The 6,000-nt window shown below is 67.5% G+C and carries 7 protein-coding genes; all 7 read right to left on the minus strand.

All coding sequences use genetic code 11. The annotated features are described in order from the left end of the window. Positions 1-206: 206 nt before the first annotated feature. Positions 207-1,049, minus strand: coding sequence for a metal ABC transporter permease (locus tag N5D48_RS17205; protein ID WP_279886470.1), 843 nt, complete (start codon positions 1,047-1,049; stop codon positions 207-209). Then, the gene (locus tag N5D48_RS17210; RefSeq protein ID WP_279886471.1) at positions 1,046-1,909 is read right to left on the minus strand and encodes a metal ABC transporter permease; all 864 of its coding nucleotides are present in this window, start codon (positions 1,907-1,909) and stop codon (positions 1,046-1,048) included. Before N5D48_RS17210 ends, N5D48_RS17205 begins: the two co-directional genes overlap by 4 nt. Beyond that, positions 1,906-2,787, minus strand: coding sequence for a manganese/iron ABC transporter ATP-binding protein (locus N5D48_RS17215; RefSeq protein WP_279886474.1), 882 nt, complete (start codon positions 2,785-2,787; stop codon positions 1,906-1,908). Before N5D48_RS17215 ends, N5D48_RS17210 begins: the two co-directional genes overlap by 4 nt. Next, positions 2,784-3,707 (minus strand): metal ABC transporter substrate-binding protein, encoded by a 924-nt coding sequence (locus tag N5D48_RS17220; protein ID WP_279886477.1) that lies wholly within the window; start codon positions 3,705-3,707, stop codon positions 2,784-2,786. Before N5D48_RS17220 ends, N5D48_RS17215 begins: the two co-directional genes overlap by 4 nt. A gap of 144 nt (positions 3,708-3,851) precedes the next feature. Then, positions 3,852-4,187 carry a DUF3325 domain-containing protein gene (locus N5D48_RS17225; RefSeq protein WP_279886480.1) on the minus strand — a complete coding sequence of 112 codons (336 nt, stop codon included), beginning with the start codon at positions 4,185-4,187 and terminating at the stop codon, positions 3,852-3,854. Next, positions 4,188-5,720, minus strand: a complete 1,533-nt coding sequence (locus N5D48_RS17230; protein WP_279886483.1) for a PepSY-associated TM helix domain-containing protein — start codon at positions 5,718-5,720, stop codon at positions 4,188-4,190. It lies immediately after the preceding gene. Then, positions 5,717-5,977, minus strand: coding sequence for a DUF3649 domain-containing protein (locus tag N5D48_RS17235; RefSeq protein ID WP_279886488.1), 261 nt, complete (start codon positions 5,975-5,977; stop codon positions 5,717-5,719). The genes N5D48_RS17230 and N5D48_RS17235 overlap by 4 nt, the downstream gene beginning before the upstream one ends. Positions 5,978-6,000 lie beyond the last annotated feature (23 nt).

Consider the following 6,000-nt stretch of genomic DNA (forward strand, 5'->3'; position numbering starts at 1 on the left):
TTGGTGCATGCCTCAAGTCAGGCGAGGCGCCAGCAGTACCCGCCTTGATACCGTGTCGTACCAACAAGGCGGACCAGGTAATGGCACAGGAGAGACTGGCCCGAAACAAATGTAGGAGCGGCCTTGCGTCGCGATGCGCCGCGCGGGCGGCGCTCGATCTGATAGGCGCTGCAACTCCAACGCCGAACACCTGGAAACCCCACCACTCAACTCGCCTCGGACACCCCAGACCTGCGCCCAAGCGCCTGCCACCCCAGCACCAGCACGAACACCCCGGCAAAGGCCATGACGATGGTCGGCGCCGGCGCGCTGTCGAGGTAGAACGAGCAGTACACGCCAAGGAACGAACAGCCGACGGCCACCAGCAACGCCACCCACAGCATGTGCCGGAACTGGCGTGTCAGCAGCGCGGCGATGGCCCCCGGGGCGATCAGCAAGGCGATCGCCAGGATCACCCCCGAAGCCTTCAGCGCCCCGACCACCGCCAGCGAGATCAGGCACAGCAGGCCATAGTGCAACCAGCCGGTGCGCAGGCCGACCGCATGGGCCTGCACCGCATCGAAGGTGTGCAACATCAGGTCCTTCCACTTGCCGCCGACCACCAGCGCCGTGAGCACGGCGATAGCCGCGCACAACCACAGGTCCTGGGGGCCGGCGCCGAGAATGTCGCCGAAGAGAATGTGATCCAGGTGCACATCGGACTCGATCTTCAGGTACAGCACCAGCCCCAGGCCGAACATGCCCGAATAGACGATGCCCATCACCGTGTCCTGCTTGATGCGGCTGTTCTGCTTGAGAAACCCCGTGGCCACGGCACAGAACATACCCGCGACAAAGGCACCTATGGCATAGGGAATCTGCACGATGTAGGCGATCACCACGCCAGGAAACACCGCATGGGCGATTGCATCGCCCAGCAACGCCCAGCCCTTGAGCACCAGGAAGCACGACAGCAGCGCCATGGGGATGGCGATCAGCACGGCGATGGCCATGGCATAGACCATGAAGTCGAAGCGAAGCGGCTCCAGCAGCAGATCCAGCAGGTTCATGGGCGAACCTCCAGCAGCGCCTGGCGCCGACGACGGCGGGCGGCCAGCAGGCCGTGCTTGCGGGCGAAGACGAACACCAGCAGGAAGATCAGCGTCTGCAGCACCACGATCACGCCACCGGTGGCGCCGTCCAGGTAATAGCTCAGGTAGGTGCCGGCCAGGCTGGTCAGGGCGCCGATGGCGACGGCGATGGCCAGCAACCGGGGAAAACGGTCGCTGAGCAGATAGGCCGTCGCGCCCGGGGTGATGACCATGCAGATCACCAGGAACGCCCCCACCGTCTGCAGCGCGGCCACGGTCGAAGCCGACAGCAAGGCGAAGAACAGCAGCTTGAGCGCGGTCGGGCGGATACCGACCGCGCGCGCCTGCTGCTCGTCGAAGAAGGTCAGCATCAGGTCGCGCCACTTGGCCAGCAGCACCGCCAGGGTGACCAGGCCGATGATCGCCAGCTGCAAGGTGTCACCCGGGGTGATCGCCAGGATGTTGCCGAGCACGATGGTCTGGATGTTCACCGAGGTCGGCGACAGCGAAACCATGAACAGGCCCAGGCCGAAGAACGAGGTGAAGATCATGCCGATCACCACATCTTCCTTCAGTCGCGTGCGCCGCTGCAGGAACAGCAACGCGGCCGAGGCCAGTGCGCCGGCGAAGAACGCACCGAGGGAGAACGGCAGGCCGATCATGTAGGCGCCGGCCACGCCCGGCACGATGGCGTGGGACAGCGCATCGCCGATCAGCGACCAGCCCTTGAGCATCAGGTAGCAGGACAGGAACGCGCAGACCCCGCCGACCAGGGTCGAGACCCACAGGGCATTGCGCATGTAGCCGTAGGCAAACGGTTCGAGCAGCAGTTCGATCATGCGTCGGCCTCGCTGTCGCTGCCCGGCTCGCGACGTGCCGGCAGGCCATTGCGCAGGATCAGTGGCCGCTCGTCGTCGCTGAACACGCTGACCGGTGGTTGCTGCGCCGGATCGCCCGGCAGCAGCGCGAAGTGGCGCAGCACCCCGCCGAAGGCACGTTCGAGATTGTCCCGGGTGTAGACCTCGTCGGTCGGGCCGTGGGCCAGCACGGTGCGCTTGATCAGCACCACCCGATCGCAGAACTCGGGCACCGAGCCGAGGTTGTGGGTCGACACCAGCATGATCCGCCCCTCGGCGCGCAGCTCGCGCAGCAACTGAATGATCTGGTCCTCGGTCTTCACGTCGACCCCGGTGAACGGCTCGTCGAGCAGGATCACCCGGCTGTCCTGGGCCAGGGCCCGGGCCAGGAACACGCGCTTGCGCTGGCCGCCTGACAGTTCGCCGATCTGGCGCTTGCGCAAGGCCTGCATGTCGACCCGGCGCAGCGCCGCGTCCACCGCCTCATGATCGGCGCGGCGGGCGATGCGCAGCGGGCCCATGTGCCCGTAGCGGCCCATCATCACCACATCCTCGACCAGCACCGGGAAGTCCCAGTCCACCTCCTCGGCCTGGGGCACATAGGCCGTGCATTTTTGCCGCAAGGCGCGCTCGGCCGGCAGCCCCAGCACGCTGACCCGCCCTGCGGCCAGGCGCACCAGGCCCATGATGGCCTTGAACAAGGTCGACTTGCCCGAGCCATTGACCCCCACCAGCGCGGTGATCGTGCCCATCGGCAGCGTGAAACTGGCATCCTGCAGCGCGGTATGGCCATTGCGATAGGTCACGGTCGCGCCCTGCACGACGATCCCGGCTTCCAGCGCCTGGTTGTGCGAGTTCATGGGCTGGCCACCGCATTCAGGCCGCGGACGATGGTGTCGGTGGTCACCCGCAGCAGGTCGAGGTAGGTCGGCACCGGGCCGTCCGGTGTGCTCAGGGAGTCGACATACAGCACGCCACCATAATGCGCGCCGGTTTCGCGGGCCACCTGGCGCGCGGGTTTGTCGGACACCGTGCTTTCGCTGAAGACCGCCGGGATGGCATGGGCCCTGACCGCGTCGATCACCGTGCGCACCTGGTTCGGCGTACCTTGCTGGTCGGCATTGATCGGCCACAGGTACAGCTCCTTCAGGGCAAAATCACGCGCCAGGTAGGAGAACGCGCCTTCGCTGCTGACCAGCCAGCGTCTGTCTGCCGGGATCTGCTCCAAGCGCTCGCGCAGCGGCGCGATGGTCGCCTCGATGCGCGCCTTGTAGGCGTCGGCGTTGCGCTGGTAGGTCGCAGCGTGCGCCGGATCATGGCGCACCAGTGCGTCACGGATGTTGTCCACGTAGATAAGGGCGTTGCGCGGCGACATCCACGCATGGGGATTGGGCTTGCCGCTGTAGGGACCGGCGACGATGCCCATGGGCTCGATGCCGTCGGACACCACCACTCCCGGCACCTGGTGCAGGCGCTGGAAGAACTTCTCGAACCACAGTTCAAGGTTCAGGCCGTTCCACAGGATCAGCTGCGCCCCCTGCGCGCGGCGCAGGTCGCCAGGGGTCGGCGAGTAATTGTGGATCTCGGCGCCGGGCTTGGTGATCGACTCGACCACCGCGGCGTCTCCCGCCACATTGCGGGCCATGTCGGCAATGATGGTGAAGGTGGTGACCACCTTGAACTTTTCCGCCGCGTCGACCGGCAGCGCCAGCAGCAGTGCGGCGAACATCACGCCTGCCAGGCGCAATGGGCGGGATTGGAACCTGCGTCTATCGAACATCCGTCACTTCCACTTCGAGTCGGAGGAAACGGCTAACAGCACGGTTTATCGGCCAACCTTGTGCAAGGACGCGGGGTCGTGTGGTCGGCGCGACATAGCGGAGTATGGAGAGCCGCCACACGGATGGCAAATGCGCAAAGCGCCTCAGGACAGCAGCGCGGCCAGCCCCAGCAACGGCCAGCCCGCCACGGCGACGCCCGCCGCCAGCCTCGGCTGGTAAGGCAGCAGCAGCACCAGGGCCAGCCCCGCCAGCGAGACCAGCCCAAGCCCGCCGATAGGCCCCATCGCCCAACCCCAGGCCACGACACTGGCGGCGAAGCTGGCTGCCAGCGCCAGCCAGCCCAGTGCCCGCAAGCCGCGACGCAGCCAGCGCGGCGGCAAACGCCCCCAGGCCTGCTTGTAATGCCGCTCCAGGCCCATGCACAAGGCGAGCATGCCGCCGTAGGCCAGCAGCAACCCGCTGGATATCGCCAGGTTCATTCAGTTGACCTCCGCACGAACACGCACTGGCCGCGCCATAGCCGGCCGCCCGAGCTTCCAGGCACACCCGGCCAACAGCATGCCGATGACCAGGGCCGTGATTTCCAGCCACGGATGAGCCCCGCGACTCGGCGTGACCAGGTTCAGCAACGCCAGCCCCAGGCACAGCAGCGCGCCCAGCCAGAGCTGTTCCTGCCAGGCCCGCCGCCAGGGGCGCAGGCTGGCATGCGCCAGGGTCGCCAGCCAGGCCAGGAAGAACACCCGCACCTCCCAGCCAGCGCGTTGCTCCAGCCCCACCGGCAACAGGCGGTTGGCCCACAGCAGGCCCGCGCAGGCCACGGCCAGGCCGGCCATCGCGCTGACATTGACCCGTTCGGCGACGTGATACAGCACCGCGCCCAGCCGCCCCTCGCCATCATGCCGACGCCGGCGCTTGACGGTGAACAGCACCAGCCCGGTGGCGATCATCGCGCAACTGGCCAGGCCACAGACGAAGTACAGCCAACGCATCGCATAGCCACCGAACTGGGCGAAATGCATGCCCGCCATGACCCGCTGCGTGAGCAGGCTCGGCCGGCTCTCGGGCGGCGCCCGCAGCACCTGGCCGCTCACGCCGTCGAACAGCATGCTCTGGCCTTTGGTCAGCTCGATGCGATTGCCCAGCAGCGGGCGTGCCTCGATCCGTGCATCGCCGCGCCCAGGGTTGTGGATCGACAGGCTGGCCACCGGCCCCAGCTGGCGCTCGGCCTCGGCCAGCAGCGGCGCCAAGGCCGTCAGCGGCGCCGCCTCGACCGCCACCTGCCGGGGCTGGCGGCCTTGCGTGGCGTGCTGTTGCGTCGGCACGCCACGCAAGGCGCGGGTGAGCGCATCGCGATCGCCGTCGAACAGCGCATCGGACGCCGCCGGCATGTAGATCAGGTAGAAGATCACCAGTCCGGTGTAGGTGATCATCAGGTGAAATGGCAACACCAGCACGCCCGTGGCGTTGTGCGCGTCCAGCCAGGAGCGCTGGCCCTTGGCCGGGCGGAAGGTGAAGAACTCCTTGAAGAACTTCTTGTGGATGACGATGCCGCTGACCAGCGCTGCCAGCATCGCCATGGCGGCCAGGCCCACCACCCAGATACCCAAGGTGCGCGGCAGGTCGAGGGTGAAGTGAAAACGGAAGAAGAAGCTGCCCCCCGCCGTCTCGCGCACCGCCAGCGGCTCGCCGGTTTCAGGGTCCAGCGCCAGGCCGCCGCCGCGGCGCTGCTCGCCGGTGGACACGCTGAGCGTCGGCGAGCGCTCGGTGGGCAGGCCGATGTTCCAGGTCCGCGCCTCGGGGTGCGTGGCTTGCAGGTAGTCCAGGGCCGTCTGCGCTGCCTGTGCCGGACTCTGGGCATGAGCCGGGATCTCCGGACGCATCCAGCCGTCGATTTCCTTGTCGAACACCGCGAGGGTGCCGGTGAGGAAAATCGCGAACAGCACCCAGCCGAGCAGCAGCCCGCTCCAGGTGTGCAGCCACGACAGCGATTGGGTGATGGTTCGGGCTTTCATGCCAGGCGCTCCATCAGTTGCGGCCAGAAGCCGATCAGCGCCAGCGGCACGCCCAGGGCCATGCCGGCCCAGGCGCGCCTGGCGCTCCGGCAGGCGAAGGCCCAGAGAATCGCGCCGGTGTAGACGGCGAACGACAGCACGGTGGCGACGATCAGCGCGTCCACCGGCTCCAGCGGCAGCAGCCGGGCCAGCGCGGCGGTGAAGGCGTAGGTGAAGGCATAGCCGCCGAACACGGCGGCGACGATGCGCGAGAGCATGGGCCAGGAGCGGTGTGTGGATT

This window comes from Pseudomonas sp. GD03858 (genome assembly GCF_029840925.1).
Taxonomy (GTDB): Bacteria; Pseudomonadota; Gammaproteobacteria; order Pseudomonadales; family Pseudomonadaceae; genus Aquipseudomonas.

What these genes read in the sequence shown, in the direction of transcription:
- N5D48_RS17205 (WP_279886470.1), bottom strand. Translation starts at nt 1,049, where the DNA reads ATGAACCTGCTGGATCTGCTGCTGGAGCCGCTTCGCTTCGACTTCATG.
- N5D48_RS17210 (WP_279886471.1), bottom strand. Translation starts at nt 1,909, where the DNA reads ATGATCGAACTGCTGCTCGAACCGTTTGCCTACGGCTACATGCGCAAT.
- N5D48_RS17215 (WP_279886474.1), bottom strand. Translation starts at nt 2,787, where the DNA reads ATGAACTCGCACAACCAGGCGCTGGAAGCCGGGATCGTCGTGCAGGGC.
- N5D48_RS17220 (WP_279886477.1), bottom strand. Translation starts at nt 3,707, where the DNA reads ATGTTCGATAGACGCAGGTTCCAATCCCGCCCATTGCGCCTGGCAGGC.
- N5D48_RS17225 (WP_279886480.1), bottom strand. Translation starts at nt 4,187, where the DNA reads ATGAACCTGGCGATATCCAGCGGGTTGCTGCTGGCCTACGGCGGCATG.
- N5D48_RS17230 (WP_279886483.1), bottom strand. Translation starts at nt 5,720, where the DNA reads ATGAAAGCCCGAACCATCACCCAATCGCTGTCGTGGCTGCACACCTGG.
- N5D48_RS17235 (WP_279886488.1), bottom strand. Translation starts at nt 5,977, where the DNA reads ATGCTCTCGCGCATCGTCGCCGCCGTGTTCGGCGGCTATGCCTTCACC.